At 62.5% G+C, this 19,504-nt stretch carries 20 protein-coding genes and 1 pseudogene; 7 read left to right on the plus strand and 14 right to left on the minus strand.

Annotated elements, in window-relative coordinates:
• Positions 1-29 precede the first annotated feature (29 nt).
• The 4 genes from CUV01_RS17640 to CUV01_RS17655 all read left to right on the plus strand — a co-directional run bounded on the left by CUV01_RS17640 (position 30) and on the right by CUV01_RS17655 (position 5,122).
• Entirely contained in the window at positions 30-959 is a 930-nt protein-coding gene (locus CUV01_RS17640) for a glycine--tRNA ligase subunit alpha (RefSeq protein ID WP_101461615.1), read from the plus strand.
• Positions 956-1,444: a DUF6446 family protein gene (locus CUV01_RS17645; protein WP_101461616.1), complete on the plus strand. Its 489-nt coding sequence runs from the start codon at positions 956-958 to the stop codon at positions 1,442-1,444. Before CUV01_RS17640 ends, CUV01_RS17645 begins: the two co-directional genes overlap by 4 nt.
• Positions 1,444-3,684, plus strand: a complete 2,241-nt coding sequence (glyS, locus tag CUV01_RS17650; RefSeq protein WP_101461617.1) for a glycine--tRNA ligase subunit beta — start codon at positions 1,444-1,446, stop codon at positions 3,682-3,684. The genes CUV01_RS17645 and glyS overlap by 1 nt, the downstream gene beginning before the upstream one ends.
• 211 nt (positions 3,685-3,895) lie before the next feature.
• Entirely contained in the window at positions 3,896-5,122 is a 1,227-nt protein-coding gene (locus tag CUV01_RS17655; RefSeq protein ID WP_232962343.1) for a Hint domain-containing protein, read from the plus strand.
• 44 nt (positions 5,123-5,166) lie between these two features.
• Here CUV01_RS17655 and CUV01_RS17660 read toward each other — a convergent pair whose 3' ends face one another.
• The 14 genes and pseudogenes from CUV01_RS17660 to CUV01_RS17730 form a co-directional block, all read right to left on the minus strand.
• Positions 5,167-6,474 (minus strand): GH1 family beta-glucosidase, encoded by a 1,308-nt coding sequence (locus CUV01_RS17660; protein ID WP_101461618.1) that lies wholly within the window; start codon positions 6,472-6,474, stop codon positions 5,167-5,169.
• A gap of 157 nt (positions 6,475-6,631) precedes the next feature.
• Positions 6,632-7,411 carry a succinate dehydrogenase iron-sulfur subunit gene (locus CUV01_RS17665; RefSeq protein ID WP_101461619.1) on the minus strand — a complete coding sequence of 260 codons (780 nt, stop codon included), beginning with the start codon at positions 7,409-7,411 and terminating at the stop codon, positions 6,632-6,634.
• A 13-nt stretch (positions 7,412-7,424) separates the two neighbouring features.
• Entirely contained in the window at positions 7,425-8,267 is an 843-nt protein-coding gene (locus CUV01_RS17670; RefSeq protein ID WP_101461620.1) for a hypothetical protein, read from the minus strand.
• Positions 8,268-8,270: 3 nt separating this feature from the next.
• Positions 8,271-8,603 (minus strand): hypothetical protein, encoded by a 333-nt coding sequence (locus CUV01_RS17675; RefSeq protein WP_101461621.1) that lies wholly within the window; start codon positions 8,601-8,603, stop codon positions 8,271-8,273.
• 10 nt (positions 8,604-8,613) lie between these two features.
• Complete coding sequence (locus tag CUV01_RS17680) at positions 8,614-9,012, minus strand: hypothetical protein (protein ID WP_101461622.1); 399 nt, start codon at positions 9,010-9,012, stop codon at positions 8,614-8,616.
• Entirely contained in the window at positions 9,012-10,814 is a 1,803-nt protein-coding gene (gene sdhA, locus CUV01_RS17685) for a succinate dehydrogenase flavoprotein subunit (protein WP_101461623.1), read from the minus strand. Before sdhA ends, CUV01_RS17680 begins: the two co-directional genes overlap by 1 nt.
• Before the next feature lie 7 nt (positions 10,815-10,821).
• A complete protein-coding gene (gene sdhD, locus CUV01_RS17690) occupies positions 10,822-11,199 on the minus strand; it encodes a succinate dehydrogenase, hydrophobic membrane anchor protein (RefSeq protein ID WP_101461624.1) in 378 nt (125 codons plus the stop codon).
• A 12-nt stretch (positions 11,200-11,211) separates the two neighbouring features.
• Positions 11,212-11,601, minus strand: coding sequence for a succinate dehydrogenase, cytochrome b556 subunit (sdhC, locus tag CUV01_RS17695; protein WP_101461625.1), 390 nt, complete (start codon positions 11,599-11,601; stop codon positions 11,212-11,214).
• A 312-nt stretch (positions 11,602-11,913) separates the two neighbouring features.
• Positions 11,914-12,054: pseudogene (locus CUV01_RS17705) on the minus strand (VOC family protein); the annotation flags it as partial.
• A 102-nt stretch (positions 12,055-12,156) separates the two neighbouring features.
• On the minus strand, positions 12,157-13,191 hold the full coding sequence (locus CUV01_RS17710) for a MaoC family dehydratase (RefSeq protein WP_101461627.1): 1,035 nt from the start codon (positions 13,189-13,191) through the stop codon (positions 12,157-12,159).
• On the minus strand, positions 13,188-13,394 hold the full coding sequence (locus CUV01_RS17715) for a DUF1737 domain-containing protein (RefSeq protein ID WP_101461628.1): 207 nt from the start codon (positions 13,392-13,394) through the stop codon (positions 13,188-13,190). Before CUV01_RS17715 ends, CUV01_RS17710 begins: the two co-directional genes overlap by 4 nt.
• Position 13,395: 1 nt before the next feature.
• The gene (locus tag CUV01_RS17720; protein ID WP_101461629.1) at positions 13,396-13,944 is read right to left on the minus strand and encodes an NnrU family protein; all 549 of its coding nucleotides are present in this window, start codon (positions 13,942-13,944) and stop codon (positions 13,396-13,398) included.
• A 42-nt stretch (positions 13,945-13,986) separates the two neighbouring features.
• On the minus strand, positions 13,987-14,826 hold the full coding sequence (locus tag CUV01_RS17725) for an HpcH/HpaI aldolase/citrate lyase family protein (RefSeq protein ID WP_101461630.1): 840 nt from the start codon (positions 14,824-14,826) through the stop codon (positions 13,987-13,989).
• A gap of 81 nt (positions 14,827-14,907) precedes the next feature.
• Positions 14,908-15,669 (minus strand): sulfite exporter TauE/SafE family protein, encoded by a 762-nt coding sequence (locus CUV01_RS17730; protein WP_198731847.1) that lies wholly within the window; start codon positions 15,667-15,669, stop codon positions 14,908-14,910.
• A gap of 147 nt (positions 15,670-15,816) precedes the next feature.
• Here CUV01_RS17730 and mdh point away from each other — a divergent pair, with 147 nt between their 5' ends.
• From mdh to sucC, 3 genes are all read left to right on the plus strand, one after another.
• On the plus strand, positions 15,817-16,779 hold the full coding sequence (mdh, locus tag CUV01_RS17735; protein WP_101461631.1) for a malate dehydrogenase: 963 nt from the start codon (positions 15,817-15,819) through the stop codon (positions 16,777-16,779).
• Positions 16,780-16,851: 72 nt separating this feature from the next.
• A complete protein-coding gene (locus CUV01_RS17740) occupies positions 16,852-18,051 on the plus strand; it encodes a hypothetical protein (RefSeq protein ID WP_157994902.1) in 1,200 nt (399 codons plus the stop codon).
• Positions 18,052-18,257: 206 nt separating this feature from the next.
• Positions 18,258-19,451: an ADP-forming succinate--CoA ligase subunit beta gene (gene sucC, locus CUV01_RS17745; RefSeq protein ID WP_101461633.1), complete on the plus strand. Its 1,194-nt coding sequence runs from the start codon at positions 18,258-18,260 to the stop codon at positions 19,449-19,451.
• Positions 19,452-19,504 lie beyond the last annotated feature (53 nt).

Below are 19,504 nucleotides of genomic sequence, written 5' to 3' on the forward strand. Positions count from 1 at the left end.
TTGCCTGATCTATCCAAAAGGTGTGTCATATGACCAGCCCCAACCGACCCCGCAGCTTTCAGGAAATCATCCTTCGACTGCAAAACTACTGGGCCGCGACGGGCTGCGCCATCCTTCAACCCTATGATATGGAGGTCGGCGCGGGCACATTTCACCCGGCGACCACCCTGCGCAGCCTTGGCGCGCGGCCCTGGGCTGCGGCCTATGTGCAGCCCTCGCGCCGCCCTACGGATGGGCGCTACGGTGAAAACCCCAACCGTCTGCAGCATTATTATCAATATCAGGTGATCATCAAACCGTCGCCCCCCGATCTGCAGGACCTCTATCTGGGCAGCCTGCGCGCCATCGGTCTGGACCCGATGATCCACGATGTCCGCTTTGTCGAGGATGACTGGGAAAGCCCGACCCTTGGTGCCTGGGGCCTTGGGTGGGAGGTCTGGTGCGACGGCATGGAGGTCAGCCAGTTCACCTATTTCCAGCAGGTCGGCGGGCATGACTGCCGCCCCGTCTCGGGAGAGCTGACCTATGGGCTGGAACGTCTGGCCATGTATATTCTGGCGGTCGAACATGTCATGGACATGCCGTTCAATGATCCCGACAGCCCGATCCCGCTGAGCTACGGCGATATCTTCCTGCAGACCGAGCAGGAATATTCGCGCTGGAATTTCGATCAGGTCGATACGGACATGCTGTTCCAGCACTTCAAGGATGCCGAGGATGAATGCGCCCGTATCCTTGCCGCAGCCGAAAAAGACAGCGCCGGTCGCCGCATTCCGATGGCACATCCCGCCTATGATCAGGCGATCAAGGCCAGCCATATCTTCAACTTGCTGGACGCGCGCGGCGTTATCAGCGTCACCGAACGTCAGGCCTATATCGGCCGCGTCCGCACGCTGGCCAAGGCCTGCGCCGATCTGTTCCTGACCACCAATGCTGCGCGCGCAGACGAGGCCGCATGAACTGGGGTAAAGTTGCCATTGTATCCATTTTTGTTGCCGCCATCGCGACAGGCGCGGGGGTCTGGTACGCGCAGGAATACGGCTATTACGAAAACATCGACCCCGCCGGGCCGGATGCAATCGTAACGGCGACATCGGCGGCTGATGGCGAACAGACCGATCTGCCGGTTGCGGATTTTCAGGGAATCAACGGCACTTCATCGCCGATCCGCTGGCGCGCCTGCTTCCAGCTGACAGAACAGCCGCTGCCCGACAGTCTGACGCCCTATGCGGGCGCGACGCCGCTGAACGCGCCGGGCTGGTTCGACTGCTTCGATGCCGAACAGATCGGCGATGACCTTGCCAGCGGCGCGGCCACCGCCGTGCTTGGCCAGGCCGATATCCGCCCCGATGTGGACCGCGTCCTGGCGATCTATCCCGATGGCCGCGCCTTTGGCTGGCACCAATATCTCGACAAGACCCCGGAACGCGGAGTGATGGACTGATGCCCGACCTGCTGATCGAACTTTTCTCCGAGGAAATCCCGGCCCGGATGCAGGCCCGCGCCCGTGCCGACCTGAAGAAACTGGTCACCGATGGGCTGGTCGAGGCCGGTCTGACCTATGCCAGCGCCGGTGCCTTTTCCACGCCGCGCCGCCTGACCCTGACCGTCGAAGGGCTGAACGATCACAGCCCGACCACGCGCGAGGAACGCAAAGGCCCCCGCACCGACGCCCCCGAAAAGGCGCTGGAGGGGTTCTTGCGGTCCACCGGCCTGACCAAAGATCAGTTGCAGGCGCGCGACGACAAGAAAGGCCAGGTCTGGTTCGCCACCATCGAGAAACCGGGCCGCGCGGCAGCCGAAATCGTGGCCGAGGTGCTGGAAGCCACCATCCGCAATTTTCCTTGGCCCAAATCCATGCGTTGGGGAACGGGCTCCCTGCGTTGGGTCCGCCCGCTGCATTCGATCCTCTGCATCCTGAGTGACGAGGCCGGCGCAACCGTCGTGCCGCTGACCGTGGACGGCATCACCGCGGGCGACAGCACGCGCGGCCACCGTTTCATGGCACCCGACGCGCTGACCGTCACCGGCTTTGACGACTACGCAGCCAAATTGCGCCGCGCCCATGTCATGCTGGACAGCGACGAACGCGCCCAGGCCATCGCGCAAGAGGCCCAGAACCTCGCCTTTGCGCGCGGATGGGAAATCGTCACCGATGACGCGCTGCTGGCAGAGGTCGCGGGCCTTGTCGAATGGCCCGTGCCGCTGATGGGCGTGATCGAGGACCGCTTTCTGGACCTGCCCCCCGAAGTGCTGCAAACCAGCATGAAGGAACACCAGAAATTCTTCTCGGCCCGCAACCCGAAAACCGGCCGGATCGAGGGCTTTGTCACCGTCGCCAATATCGAAACGCCCGATGACGGCGAAACCATCCTTGCGGGCAACCAGAAGGTGCTGGCCGCGCGCCTGTCGGACGCCGTGTTCTTCTGGGAAAACGACCTGCGCGAGGCGCAATCGGGCATGGAAAACTGGGCCGAGGGCCTGAAATCCGTGACCTTCCACAACCTGCTGGGCTCGCAGGCCGACCGTGTGGAGCGCATCGCGGCACTGGCCCGCGAAATCGCGCCGCTGGTCGGCGCAGACCCCGACCAAGCCGAGGAAGCCGCGCGGCTGGCCAAGCTGGACCTGCGCAGCGCCATGGTCGGTGAGTTTCCCGAACTGCAAGGCACGATGGGGCGGTATTATGCGCTGGCGGCAGGCTATCCCGACGCCGTCGCCGATGCTGCGCGGGATCACTATTCTCCGCTTGGCCCGTCCGATGATGTGCCAACCGAGCCAGTCTCTGTCGCCGTCGCACTGGCCGACAAAATCGACACGCTGACAGGGTTCTGGGCGATTGATGAAAAGCCGACGGGGTCAAAGGATCCGTTTGCGCTCCGGCGGGCGGCTTTGGGCGTAACTCGGTTGATCCTTGAAAATCAACTGCGTGTTGGCTTGAAGCGGGCATTTGATCGTTCGTTTTATAGACACGATTGCCAAGTATTCGATAAGGCTGCAGATGAACGCGCCGACTCCTATACAGAGTTGCGTGACCTTTTGATCCAAACGGACCTGCAACAAACATTCAAGTCCGTTGCTTCAGAGGCGCTTTGGGAGCAAATATGCGAACAGCATCCCTTGAAAGCGCCATTAGGTTTCTTCGAAGAGCATCCGCTCTCATCCGACCTCATCTCCTTCCTACACGACCGCCTCAAGGTCTATCTCCGCGACCAGGGCATCCGCCACGACATCATCGACGCGGTGCTGGCGCAGCCCGGCAATGACGACCTCGTGCAGGTCGTGAACCGCGCCACCGCGCTGAACGACATGATGAAGACCGATGATGGCCAAAACCTGACCCAGGGCCTGAAACGCGCCAGCAACATCCTCGCGCAGGCCGAGGAAAAGGACGGCGTGGAATACAGCTTTGGCGCGGATGAGAAATTCGCGGAAACCGATTCCGAACGCGCGCTGTTTGCCGCGCTGGATCAGGCCGAACCGGCGATCAAAAAGGCCGTCGCCGGCGAAGACTTCCCCGCCGCCATGACCGCCATCGCCCATCTGCGCGGCCCGATTGATCGGTTCTTTGACGATGTGCAGGTCAATTCCGACAATCAGATCCTGCGCCGGAACCGTCTGAACCTGCTGTCACGCATCCGCAGCATCGGCCGCGAGATCGCGGATTTTCCGGCAATCGAAGGCTGAGGCAGCACCCGAACCGAACTGAATCATAGCCCAAGGTCGATGTCCCGAGGCGAACAAATTGTCTTTTCGGTCAATTGCATTGGTCCGAACGCCAAATACCTTTGCTCGGTTAGCACTTTTGAAATAACCTTTGCTTCACAGTGCCATAGGCCAGAAACCTAACGAATCATCGACTGCACAATCTGCAGCTTGGTGGAAACAGCGAGTGCCAATGCCGACCTACACGCCCACCTATATCCATCTTGGCAACACTCCGACCCTGTTCAACGCCGATTACAGCACCGGCAGCGCAACCAGCCTGGCCGAGGCCAACGCATTCGCCAGCACCAATCTGACTTATGACGCCTCTGAGATGCAGGGGGTGCAGATCAGCGCCGACAGTACCAACGCCTTCAATATCGAGCGCGGCTCTTCGCTGATCGACTATACGATCCAGCAATATGACGCGAATGGCGACCCGATCTCATCAACCGACGTCGAAAACGTGGTGTATGCTGGTCATATCGTCATGGATATCACGGTCGCGACGCAGCGCCTGTCAGCCGACGGAACGATGATCGAGGACGGCCCCGACGTCGATCTGCGCGCCGTCGTCATCCAGATGTCCAACGGCGACATGTTTGTCCGCCCCTATTATCTGGACGTCCAGATCTGGGAGGACACGCTGAACGAATACGGCATTGCCGAGATCGCGCTGAACAACGTGCACACGTTTACCGATGGCACGGACCCGGACACGAATACGGATCGCGGCGTTGGCGGATTGAACGGCGAGGCGTCCTTTCCTCCGCGGTTTGTCGGCAAGCTGGACGAACCTGTGCCCTGCTTTGCCGCGGGAACACTGATCGACACGCCCACCGGCCCGGTACCCGTCGAAACGCTGGAAATCGGCTCGCTGGTGATGACACGCGATCATGGCGCACAGCCGGTGCACTGGATCGCGCGCAAACTGCTGGACGCCGCCGAACTGACCCGGCGCTCGCATTTGCACCCGATCCGCATCAGCCCCGGCGCATTGGGCGATGGCACCCCGACCACCGATCTGGTCGTCTCGCCGCAGCACCGGGTGCTGGTTCGGTCGCCGATCGCACAGAGGATGTTTGGCACCGCAGAGGTTCTTGTCGCTGCCAAGGCGCTGGTTGGTGTCGATGGCGTTGCCGTCGCGGATGACATCAAGCAGGTCGAGTATGTGCACTTCCTGCTGCAGCAGCACGAGGTGGTCATCGCCAACGGCGCGCTGACGGAATCGCTGTATCTGGGCCCCGAGGCGATCAAGGCCATCGGCCAGAAGGCAATCGACGAATTGTTGTCCATCTTTCCTGAACTGAGCGATCAGCACGATGCGCCGACCCCGGCGCGGCCTCTGATCTCGGTCCATCGGGCGAAGGGGCTGGCGCGGCGCCATCAGAAGAACAGCAAGGGTCTGATCGGCCAGTAGATCGCCCCCTGTGTCGCGCAGCACCTATTTGCCATGCTGTTCGTCTAGCCGCTCAACGCCTCGCGCAGCGCGTGATAGCTGGCCTTGGGCGTCCGCTGCATCGTGTCGTAATCCACATGGATCAGGCCAAAGCGGGGCACATAGCCAAGCGACCATTCGTAATTGTCCAGCAGCGACCAATAGAAAAAGCTGCGCAGATCCACGCCTTGTTCAATCGCCGCCTGCGCCGCCCGCAGATGCGCGGCGATATAGTCGATGCGCTTGGGATCATCGAACTCATCGGCAAAGGCGACCCCGCTTTCGGTGACATAAAGCGGCAGATCGCCGGTGTGATCGCGCTTTAGCCGCAGCAGAAACTCGGTCAGACCCTCGGGCCGGATTTCCCAGTCGATCTGTGTCTTTGGCAGCGGCCCCGCCACCTCGGCTGAATGCGGCCATGGACCATCATCATGGGCGTAGTTCTTGCGCGTATAGTGATTAACGCCCAGCCAATCCATCGGCGTCGCAATGGTCGCCAGATCGTCCTGCCAGCCCTTTGGCAGATGCGGCTCCAGCCCTTCCAGCGCTTCGGCGGGATAGCCCTGCCCCATGGCCGCCTGAACGAACCAACGGTTATAGATCGCGTCCTGCCGCACAGCCGCCGCCGTGGCCTCGGGGCTGTCATCGGCGGGATGAGCGGTCTCGAAATTCAGCACCAGCCCCAGATGATCGCGCGCGCCATCGGCCCGCAGCGCCTGAATGGCCGTGCCGTGGGCCAGCATCACATGATGCATGGCATGGCCCGTCGCGCGAATATCGCGCAGGCCCGGCGCATGGGCCCCCATGAAATGCGACAACCACGAAATGCACCACGGTTCGTTCAACGTCGCCGCCGTCTCGACCCGATCCCCCACACGCGCATAGACGCTGCGACAGAACTCGGCAAAGCGATCGACGATTTCACGGTTCTGCCAGCCACCGCGCGTCGCCAGCGCCGATGGCATGTCCCAATGATGGAATGTCAGAAACGGCTTCAGCCCGCGGGCCACCATGCCATCGACCAGCCGGTCATAGAAATCCAGACCCTCGGCATTCACCGTTTTGCCGTCCGGCATTACACGCGCCCATGACGTCGAGAAACGATAGGCATCAAAGCCCGCCTGCTGCATCAGATCCAGATCGCTTTCCCAGTGCAGATAATGCTCGCAGGCGCGCGCGCCGTCCTGTGCCAGATGCGTATTGCCCGGCGTGGCGGCAAAGCTGTCCCAATGCGAGGTGCCCGCCCCACCAAACCGCGCGCCCTCGATCTGATAGGCCGAGGTCGCCGCGCCAAAGATGAAGCCGGGCGGAAAACTTGAACGCTTGGGGATCATGGGCAGGCCTCCGGCAGGGTGCGAATATGGGTGTTAGCGGAAACACTGAAGCCACCCTGCCCGCGAGTCAATCCGCCCCGCCCTGCCAAACGAAAAAGGGGCAGCCCGCAGGCCGCCCCGATATCCGCTTATGACCCCCGCATCGCGCGAGGCTGGATCAGACGATCCGGTCAACCATCATGTGCTTGATCTCTGCAATCGCCTTGGCCGGGTTCAGACCCTTGGGGCAGGTATTGGTGCAGTTCATGATCGTGTGGCAGCGATACAGCTTGAACGGGTCTTCCAACTCGTCCAGCCGTGCGCCGGTCGCCTCGTCGCGGGAATCGATGATCCAGCGATAGGCCGCCAACAGCGCGGCCGGCCCCAGATATTTGTCGCCATTCCACCAATAGGACGGGCAAGATGTCGAACAGGACGCGCACAAGATGCACTCATAAAGCCCGTCCAGCTTCTTGCGGTCCTCGATGGATTGCTTCCACTCGGTGCCCGGCTGCGGCGATTTGGTGATCAGGTAGGGATTGATGCTGGCATGCTGGGCGTAGAAATGCGTCAGGTCGGGGATCAGATCCTTGACCACTGGCATATGCGGCATGGGATAGATGGCGATGTCGCCCTTGATCTCGTCGATGCCGTAGATGCAGGCCAGATGATTGCCGCCGCCAATGGTCATCGCGCAGGATCCGCAGATCCCCTCGCGGCAGGACCGGCGGAAGGTCAGCGTCGGGTCGATCTCGCTCTTGATCTTGATCAGCGCGTCCAGAACCATCGGCCCGCATTTATCCAGGTCGATCGTATAGGTGTCCAGACGCGGGTTCTCGCCCGAATCCGGGTCCCAACGATAGATCTTGAAGACCTTGGTGTTGGTGGCCCCCTGCGGTGCCGGCCAGGTCTTGCCGACGGTGATCTTGCTGTTCTTTGGAAGGGTGAATTGGACCATGGGGTGCCTTCTCTTACAGGGTGCCTTCGGGCCGGTGATCGGCGTTGAAAAGGGGTTGGGCGCGCGTGACCAGATCGGCCACCTTGCTGCGCGCCTGCGGGTTCAGCGCCAGATTGTTCAGACGCCGCAGAAATTCGGTCGCGCCCGTGTTCAGGCGCTGCATCGAGGGCTGAGCCAGCGGCCGCAGCCCCGCGATGACGCTATCGTCCAACCCGGCCAGCCGCAACAATTGCTGCCCCGGCCGCGATGCATCCGGTTCGTCCGCCAGATCAAATACCTGCCAACGCCCGGGCACTGCCTGCTGCAACCTGTCAGTCAGATCGTCCCAACCCGGCAGATCGCGGGTCTCGTCCAGAAATTCCTGATAGGTGCGGCCGTAGCCATCCGTGCGCACGGCCTGCGCCCAGACACTTGCCTTCCACGCGGCCATCGGCCTGCGATAGATCGCATAAACCGGCCGCATCGGCGCGGCCACCCGATCAAGCACGCCCAGAATGCGCGGCAGCAGCGGAAACAGCCGCGTCTCACCGCCATTTCCGGGCATCGCACCGGCCAGATTTTCATGGCTGATCAGGACGGTGCGGCCATCCTGCGGCAACCCGTCCAGCACGGTGGCCAAGGCCTCTGCCAGCCGCGCCTCGTTGTCGCTGCCCGGATCAAGGCTAAAGGCAATCGCCGCGCGCCCAAGGGGGCGCATGGGCGTGCCTGCCTCGGGCGTGCGGATGATCAGCCGGTCGGCCAGTTGCTCGGCATTGCGCGCAAGGCTGTGGTGCAGCGAGGTCGTGCCGGTTTTCTGAACGCCCAGATGGACGATCAGACGGCGCGGCCCGCTGTCACCTGTTTGCGCATCGGCCATCACTCAGCCCCGCCATCCCGGCTGGTCGTTAAGCGGCACCGAGGGCGGTTGCCCGGCCCGGCGCTGAACGCAATTGGCGAAGACATTCGCCGGATCGCGCCCCATCAGATAATCGCCGCTGACCTCGAATGACACCGCCCCGTAGCTGCGCGGCTTGCCGTTGCCAACGCCAACACCCAAGGCGACCTCGGTACGCGGTTTCTGCGCCATCTCGGCGTCACGCAGACAGCTGCGTTCGGCCTGATCGATAGGCACCGGACCGCAGGCGGCCAGGAACCCCAGCAGCGCAAGCGCCGACAGGCTGGACAGATACGATCCGATGCGTTGCCGTGACATCGCGCGTCCCTCAGGCCGTGTTCTGGGCAGCGGCAGCCGCACCGGCGATGCACTGCGTCGTTGCCGGCCGCGATACGATGGCAGCCACGCTGTCAGCCGCACCCGAGACGCCCGCATTGGTCATCTGCGCGATGTCGACCAGTTCGGCCGTGGTCGCGTTGTTCATGATGCAGTCGGTCAGCGGTGCCACGTTCAGGCTGGGATAGCGCCGTTTGAGTTCTGCATTGACCGTCGTGCGTGCAATCGCGCGCGAGGCCGCATCCAGACCCGTCGGCGCAGGAGGCGCAGGTACGGCTGGTACGGCCGTGACGGGCGGCGGCGCCTGTCCCGGCATGGGGGTAATCGGCACACAGGCCGTTACCGCCAATGCGGCAACGGCGGTGATGATCGGAAGACGAAACTGACGCATCAATAAACCCTTTTCTTAGGCGCAATCTTCTTTAAGTCTATCCCGCCATCCTCGGACGTCGTCAGAGGATCAATGTGGACGGGGCGATAAGTCAATTTAACCTTGTTTCCATCCACCCACGCAAGCGAATGCTTGCGCCAGTTGGCGTCATCCCGCTCAGGCCAATCCTCATGCGCATGGGCGCCGCGGCTTTCCTTGCGGGCCTCGGCGGCGATGATGGTGGCCATGGCATTGGCCATCAGGTTTTCCAGTTCCAGCGTCTCCATCAGGTCGCTGTTCCAGATCAGGCTGCGATCGGTCACCTTCAGATCACCCAGCTTGGCGGCGATGGCTTCCATCTTTTCGGCGCCCTCGGCCAGCGTCTTGTCGGTGCGGAACACAGCCGCGTCGGCCTGCATGGTGCGCTGCATCTCGTCGCGCAACTGGGCGGTCGGCACAGAGCCATCGGCATTCCGGATCCGGTCGAACCGGGCCAGAATGGCATCGACCGCCTCCTGGTTGGTCCGGGGGATCTCGCTCTCGCGGTCAACCACTTCGCCGGCGCGGATCGCCGCGGCGCGGCCAAACACCACCAGGTCGATCAGACTGTTCGACCCCAGCCTGTTGGCGCCGTGGACCGAGGCGCAACCCGCCTCGCCGACAGCCATCAGGCCCGGAAAGACCTGATCCGGCGTTTCTTCTGTGGGATCAAGAACTTCGCCCCAATAGTTCGTGGGAATGCCGCCCATGTTGTAATGCACGGTCGGCAGGATCGGGATCGGTTCCTTGGTCACATCGACGCCGGCAAAGATCTTGGCCGACTCGCTGATGCCGGGCAGCCGCTCATGCAGCGCCTCTGGCGGCAAATGCTGCAGGTTCAGGAACATGTGATCCTTGTCCTCACCCACACCGCGCCCTTCACGGATCTCGATGGTGATGCAGCGCGAGACCACATCGCGCGACGCCAGATCCTTATAGGTCGGCGCGTAACGCTCCATAAAGCGCTCGCCCTCGCTGTTGGTCAGATAGCCGCCCTCACCGCGCGCGCCCTCGGTGATCAGACATCCGCTGCCATAGATGCCGGTCGGGTGGAACTGCACGAACTCCATGTCCTGCAGGGGCAGGCCTGCGCGCGCCACCATGCCGCCGCCATCGCCGGTGCAGGTATGGGCGCTGGTGGCGCTGAAATAGGCGCGGCCATAGCCGCCCGTGGCCAGCACGACCATCTTGGCATTGAACACATGCATGGTGCCGTCATCCAGCTTCCACGCCACCACGCCGGTGCATTTGCCATCGGTCATGATCAGGTCCAGCGCGAAATACTCGATAAAGAATTCCGCTTTTTCCTTGAGCGACTGACCATAAAGCGTGTGCAGGATCGCGTGGCCGGTACGGTCAGCCGCCGCGCAGGTGCGCTGCACCGGGGGGCCCTCGCCGAACTCGGTCGTGTGGCCGCCGAACGGGCGCTGATAGATCTTGCCCTCTTCGGTGCGCGAAAACGGCACGCCGTAATGTTCCAGTTCATAGACCGCCTTGGGGGCCTCGCGCGCCAGATATTCCATCGCATCGGTGTCGCCCAGCCAGTCGCTGCCCTTCACCGTGTCATACATATGCCACTGCCAGTGGTCCGGGCCCATATTCGACAGGCTGGCGGCAATCCCGCCCTGCGCTGCGACCGTATGGCTCCGCGTCGGGAACACCTTGGTGACACATGCCGTGCGCAGGCCCTGTTCGGCCATGCCCAGGGTTGCTCTCAGCCCGGCACCGCCGGCACCCACGACAACGACGTCATAGTCATGAGTTTGGATCTCGTATTCGCTCATGCTGTCCTCAGCTCGTGAATGCCATTTTGGCCAGCGCGAAAACCGCGGCGGCGATAACGCCGTAACCAAAGATGACGGAAAAGATGATCGCGACCTTGCGCTCGGTATGTTGCAGGTAATCGTCAATGATTATCTGCATTCCCTTGATGAAATGCAGCATCCCCACCACGATGAACAACGCGGTCACGATGGCAGGGTAAGGTCGCCCGAAATAGGCCAGAACGGCTTCGCGCGACAGCCCGATGGCCCCGCCGATCACCATCAGAAAGGCCGGCGTCAGAACCGCCAGCGCAACGGCGCTGATGGTCATGCGCCAATGATCGACGGTGCCGGTATGGCTGGCACCCAGCCCCTCGGCCTGCTTCAACGGCGAGATATAACGCATCCTCAGCCCCCCTCAGACGAAAAACAGGATCAGCGACAGCAGGGTCAGAACGACCGAGCCCACGATGATCACCCAGCTGGATTTCTGCGCGGCTTCGATCTCGATTCCGATGCCGGCATCATAGAACAGGTGCCGGATACCGGCCAACGCGTGATAGATCAGCGCCCAGGTCGCCCCCAACATCACCAGAAAGCCGAACCAGCTGCGCAACAGGCCATCGGCGAAATCAAACGCATCCGGCCCGCTGACGGCGGCGACCAGCCACCAGGTGATCATCAGCAGCCCCACCACCAAGGCCACGCTGGTGACACGTGACAGGATAGAGGTCACCGCCGCGATGGGCAGCTTGTAGACCTGCAAATGGGGGGAAAGCGGGCGATTGCCCCGGTTCACATCAGCCATGCAAGTGGCCCTCCTGTCGTTCGCGTCCGGCGCGGTATGGCGGGCTTCAGGCTCGCCGCGCGGGCTGGCAATTGGCGTTGCTTCTGTCGCCCCTTTTGCCAACTGTCACGCGCATATACCAGTGCGCTGACGAAATTTTTGCAAATCCGATCCGTTGTGATCACTGAAAGCGGTCCCGTGATCACAAAATCAGGCGGCACTCTGAAGGCAAATATCGGCGCTATGGCCCGGCCACCATTCCGCGCGCCGCAAATCGACCGTATCCGCGTATGGTCCGCGAAAAACGCGCTTTCGTGATCCACGCTAACCGTCTCGCCCCGGCTCAACGGGCAGCGTGTAACTCAGACCCTCGGGCCCCTCCTGCAGATCGTAGCCCAAGGCGGGCAGGAACGCCGCGTAGAACCGCTTGGCACCCGCAATATCGTCAGCGCCAACGGTGACATAGGCAATCATGCTGCGGGCTTCCTTTCCAGACATCCGGTCATGGCAACAAACACGCCGGACCGACCGCTCGGGCGGTCAGCTTTTGCGCCCATGACACCTGCGCGCAGCACCTTAAACCGGCATCAGCGCCCAGTAATCCAGATCCAGCAGCACCTCGGGCAGATATTTCCCGTCCTCGCCCTTCAGCGGGAATGCGGCGCTGTCGCCCTTGGTCGCGACCAGCCGCAGACGGATCGCACCGACGCCCGGCGCATCGGTTTCGGCCTTGTCCAGCACCTCGGACCACGCCCGCACGGTATCGCCCGCAAAGCAGGGATTGGCATGGGCGCCCGCGTTCAGCGCCACGATCATCTGCGCATTGGCCAGTCCGTTGAATGACAGCGCGCGCGCCATGCTGATCACATGACCGCCGTAGATCAGACGCTTGCCATCCTCGCGATTGGTCGCATCGAAATGCACCTTCGCGGTGTTCTGCCACAGCCGCGTGGCCAGCATATGTTCGGCTTCTTCGATCGTCACGCCATCCACATGGTCGATCTTTTCGCCGATCTCATAATCTCCGATACGGTGTTTTTCACCCGCCAGTTCAAAGTCATAATCGGTAAAGTTGAGGCCATCTGGAATGATCAGCGCCTCGGCCGGCACCACCTTGGCCAGATCCGGCACCACCGTTTCGGGCGCGGGCGCATCGGCACCGCGTTTGCGCACCATCACCCAACGCACATATTCCAGAACCGTCTCGTCCATCTGGTTCAACCCGCGCGTGCGGACATAGACGACGCCGGATTTGCCGTTGCTGTTCTGCTTCAGCCCGATCACCTCGGATTCCGATCGCAGCGTATCGCCCGGCATCACCGGCAACAGCCAGCGCCCTTCGCCGTAACCCAGATTGGCAATCGCGTTCAGGCTGACATCCGGAACCGTCTTGCCAAAAACCACATGGAACGCGATCAGATCGTCCAGAGGGCTGCTTTCCAGCCCGCTATTCGCGGCGAATTCATCGCTGGAATAAACGGCGTGCCGGGCCGGATACAGCGCATGATACAGCGCCCGTTCGCCCTCGGCCACGGTGCGCGGCACCGCGTGGCGGATGACCTGCCCGATCTTGTAATCCTCGAAGAAACGGCCCGGATTGGTCTTGCTCATTGCTGTCCCAGCTTCAGTTCAGGATGATAATCGACCGCCACTTCCTTGGTCACGGGCTGCGCCATGCGCATCACCCCCTTGACCGGATCAAAGGCCATCGCTGCATTGCCATGCAGCGACCAGCCCTTTGACAGCGCCTCGCTGACGCGGTGGCAGAATTGCAAGGTGTCGTCCTCGGTGATGCAGCGGTAGAGGGTGGTCATGTCATGCTCCGAACGGGTTATAGCCCAGCCAGGTATGGATCAGCGCAACCACACCAAAGACCAGCAGCGTGCCGACAATCGCCATGCCCTCTTTTCTGAACGGCGCCGGATGGGCCGGGGTCCAGTCCGGCTCGGCGCGGTTCAAGACAGCCATCTCCAGCAGCGCCCAGGCCAACAGCCCGCCAAACAGCGCCAGACTGGGCAGATCGCCATTCACCAGCAGATGCGCAAAGGCCCATAGCGCAAAGCCGGTCAATTGCGGATGCCGGATGTGGCGGGTGATCCGGGTTTTCATGCCAGCGGCGGCAAACAGATAAAAGCCCAGCAGAACCAGCAGGTTATTGATCCCCGTCAAGGCCGGGCTCGGACCCCACCAGACCGGGCCGTCTGCGACGCGGTAGCCCCAGACCATCAGGATGATCGACACGATCAGCGTGCCGGTCACGATCATCTTGCCCTGATCGCCAAATGCCGCGCGGTTCCCCGGCGCCGCCCGTTTCCAAAGATGCGCCGCCCACCACAGGATGACACCGAGAATCAGCAGGAACATCTGGCTTCCTTTCGCTTGATGTTGATTGCGCGCAGGTTGTCACTATCCCGACAGATCGGCAATCGCCCTTGCTTGATCCAGCAGCTTCTTGGCGGTTTCGACATGCAGGTTCTCGACGATCTTGCCGTCCAGCACGGCCACGCCCTTGCCCTGGGCGGTTGCCGCCTCAAAGGCGTCGATCTGGCGGCGGGCAAGGTCGATCTCGGCCTCGGTCGGGCCAAAGCATTCGTTGGCGATGGCCAATTGCGCCGGGTGGATCAGCGTCTTGCCGTCAAAACCCATATCCCGGCCCTGCTCGCATTCACCGCGCAGCCCGTCCTCGTCCCTGAAGGCGTTGAACACGCCGTCGACGATCACCTTGCCATGCGCCTTGGCAGCCAGCAGGCACAGCCCCAACCCGGTCTGCATCGGCAAACGGTCGGCGCGGGTGCGGCTGTTGATCTCTTTGGCCAGATCGTTGGTGCCCATCACCATGCCCTGCAAACGGGGATGAGCCGCGATTGCTGCGGCGTTCAGCATCCCGGCCGCGGTCTCCATCATCGCCCAAAGCGGCGTGTCAGGCACCAGTGCTGCGGCGCGGTCCAGATCCTCGGGGCTGTTTACCTTGGGCACCAGCACCGCATCGGCACCGGTGGCAAAAGCCCGCGCATCATCGCTGCCCCATTCGGTATCCAGCCCGTTGATCCGCACGATCCGGGCGCGTCCGCCATAATCATTCTGCAGCGCGGCACCAAGCTGATCGCGGGCGGCGGCCTTTTCACTGGGCGCGACGGCGTCCTCCAGATCAAAGATGATGGCGTCGGCGGGCAGTCCCTGCGCCTTTTCCATCGCACGGGCATTGGCAGCCGGTATATAAAGAACAGAGCGATAGGGTCGTGCCATAACTTCCTCGCAGCAATAATATTGCGCGAAACTGCCTCTGCGCGACCGGAATGGCAAGTGCTTTTTCGCCGCAGCGCAGCGTCAGCCCGCCAGCAGCCCGGCGCCGCCCTGCCAGATCAGCCGGATCGAGACCAGCAGCAAGGCCCAGGTGATGAACAGATAAAAGGCGCGCTGCGGCATCATCTTGACCAGCCGCACGCCCAGCCAGACGGCAAACAGCGCCACCGGCGTCAGGATCGCGGCAACACCCAGATTGGCTGGCGACAACTGCCCCAATGCGGCATAGGGGATCAGTTTGACCGCGTTGACGACGGCAAAGAACACCGTGGTCGTGCCGGCATATATCAACGGCTCAAGCCGCAGCGGCTGGACATAGACCTGATAGGGGGCCGCGCCCGAATGGCTGACAAAGCTGGTATACCCGGCGATACCGCCCCAAAAGCTGCCTGCCCCCCAACGCGCAGGCCGCGGCGGTCCGTCCGGCGGGCGCCGCAGCAATGCGGTCAGCGCAAAGGTCAGCCCGATCAGCCCGACGATCAACTCGACCCCGGCCACCGGCACGATGCTGGCGGTCAGCCAGCCAAAGACAATGCCGGCAATCGCGCCCGGCCACATCCGCGCCAGCACCCGCCAATTCGCGTGGCGCCAATAGGCGATCAGCCCGCCAATGTCGGAAACGATATAGACCGGCAGCAGCACCCCGGCGGCCTGCACCGGCGACATGACCAGCGACAGCAGCGGCACCGACAGCACCGCAACCATGGACAATCCGCCCTTGGCCAGGCCCACGGCAATCGCGGCAATCACCGCCAGCGCCCAACCCGTTGCCGTCAGTTCAATCATTCCAGCTTTGCACACTCTCAAGACGTCGATCCGCGCCAGTTGTGCCAAATGCGGCTGTTAGCGCAAGCCCCCGTCGGCACTCTTGCGGTTTACGTTTCAAAGGACTAGTCAGCCCGCAACTCTCATAGCCAAAATCGGAGGTTTTCCATGGCCCGACCCAAGATCGCACTTATCGGTGCGGGGCAGATCGGTGGTACACTTGCACATCTGGCCGCAATGAAGGAACTGGGCGATGTCGTCCTGTTCGATATTGCCGAAGGCGTCCCTCAGGGCAAGGCGCTGGATATCGCGGAATCGGGTCCTGCCGAAGGGTTCGACGCGACGCTGAAGGGCACCAATGATTACGCCGATATCGCCGGCGCCGATGTCTGCATCGTTACCGCGGGCGTTCCGCGCAAGCCGGGCATGTCGCGCGACGATCTTCTGGGCATCAACCTCAAGGTCATGAAATCCGTGGGCGAAGGCATCAAGGCCCATGCCCCCAACGCCTTTGTCATCTGCATCACCAACCCGCTGGACGCGATGGTCTGGGCGCTGCAGCAGTTCAGCGGTCTGCCGGCCGAAAAGGTCGTCGGCATGGCCGGCGTGCTGGATTCGGCGCGCTTCCGCCATTTCCTGTCGCTGGAATTCGGCGTCTCGATGAAAGACGTCACCGCCTTCGTTCTGGGCGGCCATGGCGATACCATGGTGCCGCTGGCACGCTATTCGACCGTCGGCGGCATTCCCCTGCCCGATCTGGTCAAGATGGGCTGGACCAGCCAGGACAAACTGGACGCCATCGTCCAGCGCACCCGTGATGGCGGCGCCGAGATCGTCGGTCTGCTGAAAACCGGCAGCGCCTTCTATGCCCCGGCGACCAGCGCCATCGAGATGGCCGAAGCCTATCTCAAGGATCAAAAGCGCGTCCTGCCCTGCGCGGCCTTCGTTGACGGCCCCTACGGCCTCAAGGGGCTCTATGTCGGCGTGCCCACAGTGATCGGCGCCGCTGGCATCGAAAAGGTCATCGACATCAAGCTGGACAAGGCCGAGCAGTCCATGTTCGACAAATCGGTCGACGCGGTCAAAGGCCTGGTCGACGCCTGCAAGGGCATCGACAGCTCTTTGAAGTAAGGCTGACCCAACTTGCCAATGCTGAAACGGCACGCCATCATCGGCGTGCCGTTTTTCGTTCAAGAGGTTGCCATGTTTCCCCTTCGCCCGCTGATCGCCGCAGCGCTGCTGGCGGCGACACCCGCGCTGGCAGATGACACCAAAACCTCAGCGCTGATCGCGTCCGACGGGCTGACCGGCGCACGCAAGGCGTTACAGGCGCAACCGCCCGGCCCCGACCGCGACCTGGGCCTGGCGGCGGTCACCTTTCTCGCGGGGATCGAGGCCGGCTATCAGGCCCGCTGGCGCGTCGGGGCCACCAATCCCATGCTGCCCGTCCCGGTGATCGGCACGCCTTTGCCAGAGAACGGTTCACCCGAACCGATGACCGGCGACATGCTGTCGCAATTGCTGAGCGACCTCGCAGCCGCCATGGCCGCCACCCGCGAGGCCCTGCCAACCGATCCCGACCCCGATGCCGCGCTGGTCCTGCGCCTCGACGATGTGTGGCTCGATGTGAACGGCGATGGGCAGCGCCTGCAAGGCGCCGAGGGGCTGTTGCGCCTGGCGGGCCTGCCCATGCCCGAACCCGGCAGGGACGTGATCCGCTTTGACGCCGCCGACGCGCATTGGCTGCGTGCCTATACGCATCTGATCGAAGGCACGGCGCGGGCCGCCCTGGCCTTTGACCCCGAAACGGCGCTGTCGCGGATGATCGCCTTGCGCACAGAGGTCGCGCGCCAGCAGGCCGAGGGCGCGCATCAACTGGCCCGCGAACCGATGATGCGCCAGCAGGCCGCGTTTATCGGCCCGTTCCTGGATATCGCGGCTGTCACCCTGCAAACCCTGCGCAACCAGCCCGACCCCGAGGGGATTCAGGCCGCCGCCGATCACCTGACCCTGACCGTCGATGCCAATCGCGATTTCTGGGCTGCGGTCGCGACCGAAACCGACAATGACCGCGAATGGATTCCGAATGACAGCCAGCAGGCCGCCCTTGGATTTCAGCTGCCGCCCGGCACCGGCGACGCCTGGCTGGATGTGCTGGACGAGGGCCGGATGGTCCTTTCCGGCGAACGGTTGATCCCGCATTGGCGGATGGAGCCGGGCTACGGCATCGACCTGTCGAAATGGATCGCCGAGCCGACGCCGGTGGATTTTCTGGGCTGGGCGCAAGGCGCCGATGCCCTTGCCTTCACCGGTCCCGGCCTGACGATCGGCCGTGACGCATGGCGGCGCTTTGGCGATATGTTCGGCGGCCGCGCGGGGCTTTACATGGTGTTGTTCAACTGAACCCCGACCGGATTGCCGAGACGAATCGTCTTGTTATCGCCAACATCGGGCATGATCGGATGATTTGTGATCACAGCCGAAAAGCTCGTGATCACAACCGCCTCAATCCGGTGGAATTGCGCCGCGGGCATTGAAAAACGGTTCATACGGCTGTCACACTGTGCCAGAACCAACCGAAATCTGCTGAACCGATCAAGGGGGTCGCGATGAACATTCACGAATATCAGGCCAAGGCGCTGTTGCGCCAATACGGCGCACCTGTCAGCGACGGGCGCATCGTGACACAGGCCGATCAGGCGAAATCTGCTGCGGGTGAGCTGGACGGCCCACTCTGGGTGATCAAGGCTCAGATCCATGCCGGCGGACGCGGCAAGGGCAGCTTCAAGGAAAAAGAGGCTGGCGAAAAAGGCGGCGTGCGTCTGGCCAAATCAGTCAGCGAAGCCGAGGAACTGACCCGTCAGATGCTGGGCCGCACCCTGGTCACGCATCAGACCGGCCCCGCCGGCAAGCAGGTCAACCGCATCTATATCGAAGACGGCAGCGACATCGAACGCGAGCTGTATCTGGCCCTTCTGGTCGATCGCGGCACCTCGCGCGTCAGCTTTGTCGCCTCGACCGAGGGCGGCATGGATATCGAAGAAGTCGCCGCGAACACGCCTGAAAAGATCGTCAGCTTCAGCGTCGATCCGGCCTCGGGCCTGTCGGATTTCCACGGCCGCCGCGTGGCCTTTGCGCTTGGCCTCGAGGGCCAGCAGGTCAAGCAATGCGTGGCGCTGATCCGCAATCTCTATCGCATGTTCATCGAAAAAGACATGGAGATGCTGGAAATCAACCCGCTGATCGTGACCGACAAGGGCGATCTGAAATGCCTCGATGCCAAGATGGGCTTTGACAACAATGCCCTCTATCGCCAGTCCGACATCATGGCGCTGCGCGACGAGACCGAAGAAGATTCCAAGGAACTGGCGGCATCCAAGTTCGACCTGAACTACATCGCGCTGGACGGCGAAATCGGCTGCATGGTGAACGGCGCCGGTCTGGCGATGGCCACCATGGACATCATCAAGCTTTATGGTGCCGAACCCGCCAACTTCCTCGACGTGGGCGGCGGCGCGACCAAGGACAAGGTCACCGAGGCGTTCAAGATCATCACCTCTGACCCGAACGTCAAAGGCATCCTGGTCAACATCTTCGGCGGCATCATGCGCTGCGACATCATCGCCGAGGGCATCGTTGCCGCGGTGAAAGAGGTCGGCCTGAAAGTGCCGCTGGTCGTGCGCCTCGAAGGCACCAATGTCGAAGAAGGCAAGCGCATCATCAACGAAAGCGACGTTGACGTGATCGCAGCCGACGACCTGAAGGACGGCGCCGAAAAGATCGTCAAAGCGGTCAAGGGGTGACGCACGTGCGAGCCATCAACCGCAATCCGGCACCAACATTTTCGACAGGAGCC

It is taken from the genome of Paracoccus tegillarcae, assembly GCF_002847305.1.
Classification (GTDB): domain Bacteria; phylum Pseudomonadota; class Alphaproteobacteria; order Rhodobacterales; family Rhodobacteraceae; genus Paracoccus; species Paracoccus tegillarcae.

Excerpts from the sequence above, each read along its gene's own strand:
- CUV01_RS17640 (WP_101461615.1), top strand. The coding sequence starts at position 30 with ATGACCAGCCCCAACCGACCCCGCAGCTTTCAGGAAATCATCCTTCGA.
- CUV01_RS17645 (WP_101461616.1), top strand. The coding sequence starts at position 956 with ATGAACTGGGGTAAAGTTGCCATTGTATCCATTTTTGTTGCCGCCATC.
- glyS (WP_101461617.1), top strand. The coding sequence starts at position 1,444 with ATGCCCGACCTGCTGATCGAACTTTTCTCCGAGGAAATCCCGGCCCGG.
- CUV01_RS17655 (WP_232962343.1), top strand. The coding sequence starts at position 3,896 with ATGCCGACCTACACGCCCACCTATATCCATCTTGGCAACACTCCGACC.
- CUV01_RS17660 (WP_101461618.1), bottom strand. The coding sequence starts at position 6,474 with ATGATCCCCAAGCGTTCAAGTTTTCCGCCCGGCTTCATCTTTGGCGCG.
- CUV01_RS17665 (WP_101461619.1), bottom strand. The coding sequence starts at position 7,411 with ATGGTCCAATTCACCCTTCCAAAGAACAGCAAGATCACCGTCGGCAAG.
- CUV01_RS17670 (WP_101461620.1), bottom strand. The coding sequence starts at position 8,267 with ATGGCCGATGCGCAAACAGGTGACAGCGGGCCGCGCCGTCTGATCGTC.
- CUV01_RS17675 (WP_101461621.1), bottom strand. The coding sequence starts at position 8,603 with ATGTCACGGCAACGCATCGGATCGTATCTGTCCAGCCTGTCGGCGCTT.
- CUV01_RS17680 (WP_101461622.1), bottom strand. The coding sequence starts at position 9,012 with ATGCGTCAGTTTCGTCTTCCGATCATCACCGCCGTTGCCGCATTGGCG.
- sdhA (WP_101461623.1), bottom strand. The coding sequence starts at position 10,814 with ATGAGCGAATACGAGATCCAAACTCATGACTATGACGTCGTTGTCGTG.
- sdhD (WP_101461624.1), bottom strand. The coding sequence starts at position 11,199 with ATGCGTTATATCTCGCCGTTGAAGCAGGCCGAGGGGCTGGGTGCCAGC.
- sdhC (WP_101461625.1), bottom strand. The coding sequence starts at position 11,601 with ATGGCTGATGTGAACCGGGGCAATCGCCCGCTTTCCCCCCATTTGCAG.
- CUV01_RS17710 (WP_101461627.1), bottom strand. The coding sequence starts at position 13,191 with ATGAGCAAGACCAATCCGGGCCGTTTCTTCGAGGATTACAAGATCGGG.
- CUV01_RS17715 (WP_101461628.1), bottom strand. The coding sequence starts at position 13,394 with ATGACCACCCTCTACCGCTGCATCACCGAGGACGACACCTTGCAATTC.
- CUV01_RS17720 (WP_101461629.1), bottom strand. The coding sequence starts at position 13,944 with ATGTTCCTGCTGATTCTCGGTGTCATCCTGTGGTGGGCGGCGCATCTT.
- CUV01_RS17725 (WP_101461630.1), bottom strand. The coding sequence starts at position 14,826 with ATGGCACGACCCTATCGCTCTGTTCTTTATATACCGGCTGCCAATGCC.
- CUV01_RS17730 (WP_198731847.1), bottom strand. The coding sequence starts at position 15,669 with ATGATTGAACTGACGGCAACGGGTTGGGCGCTGGCGGTGATTGCCGCG.
- mdh (WP_101461631.1), top strand. The coding sequence starts at position 15,817 with ATGGCCCGACCCAAGATCGCACTTATCGGTGCGGGGCAGATCGGTGGT.
- CUV01_RS17740 (WP_157994902.1), top strand. The coding sequence starts at position 16,852 with ATGTTTCCCCTTCGCCCGCTGATCGCCGCAGCGCTGCTGGCGGCGACA.
- sucC (WP_101461633.1), top strand. The coding sequence starts at position 18,258 with ATGAACATTCACGAATATCAGGCCAAGGCGCTGTTGCGCCAATACGGC.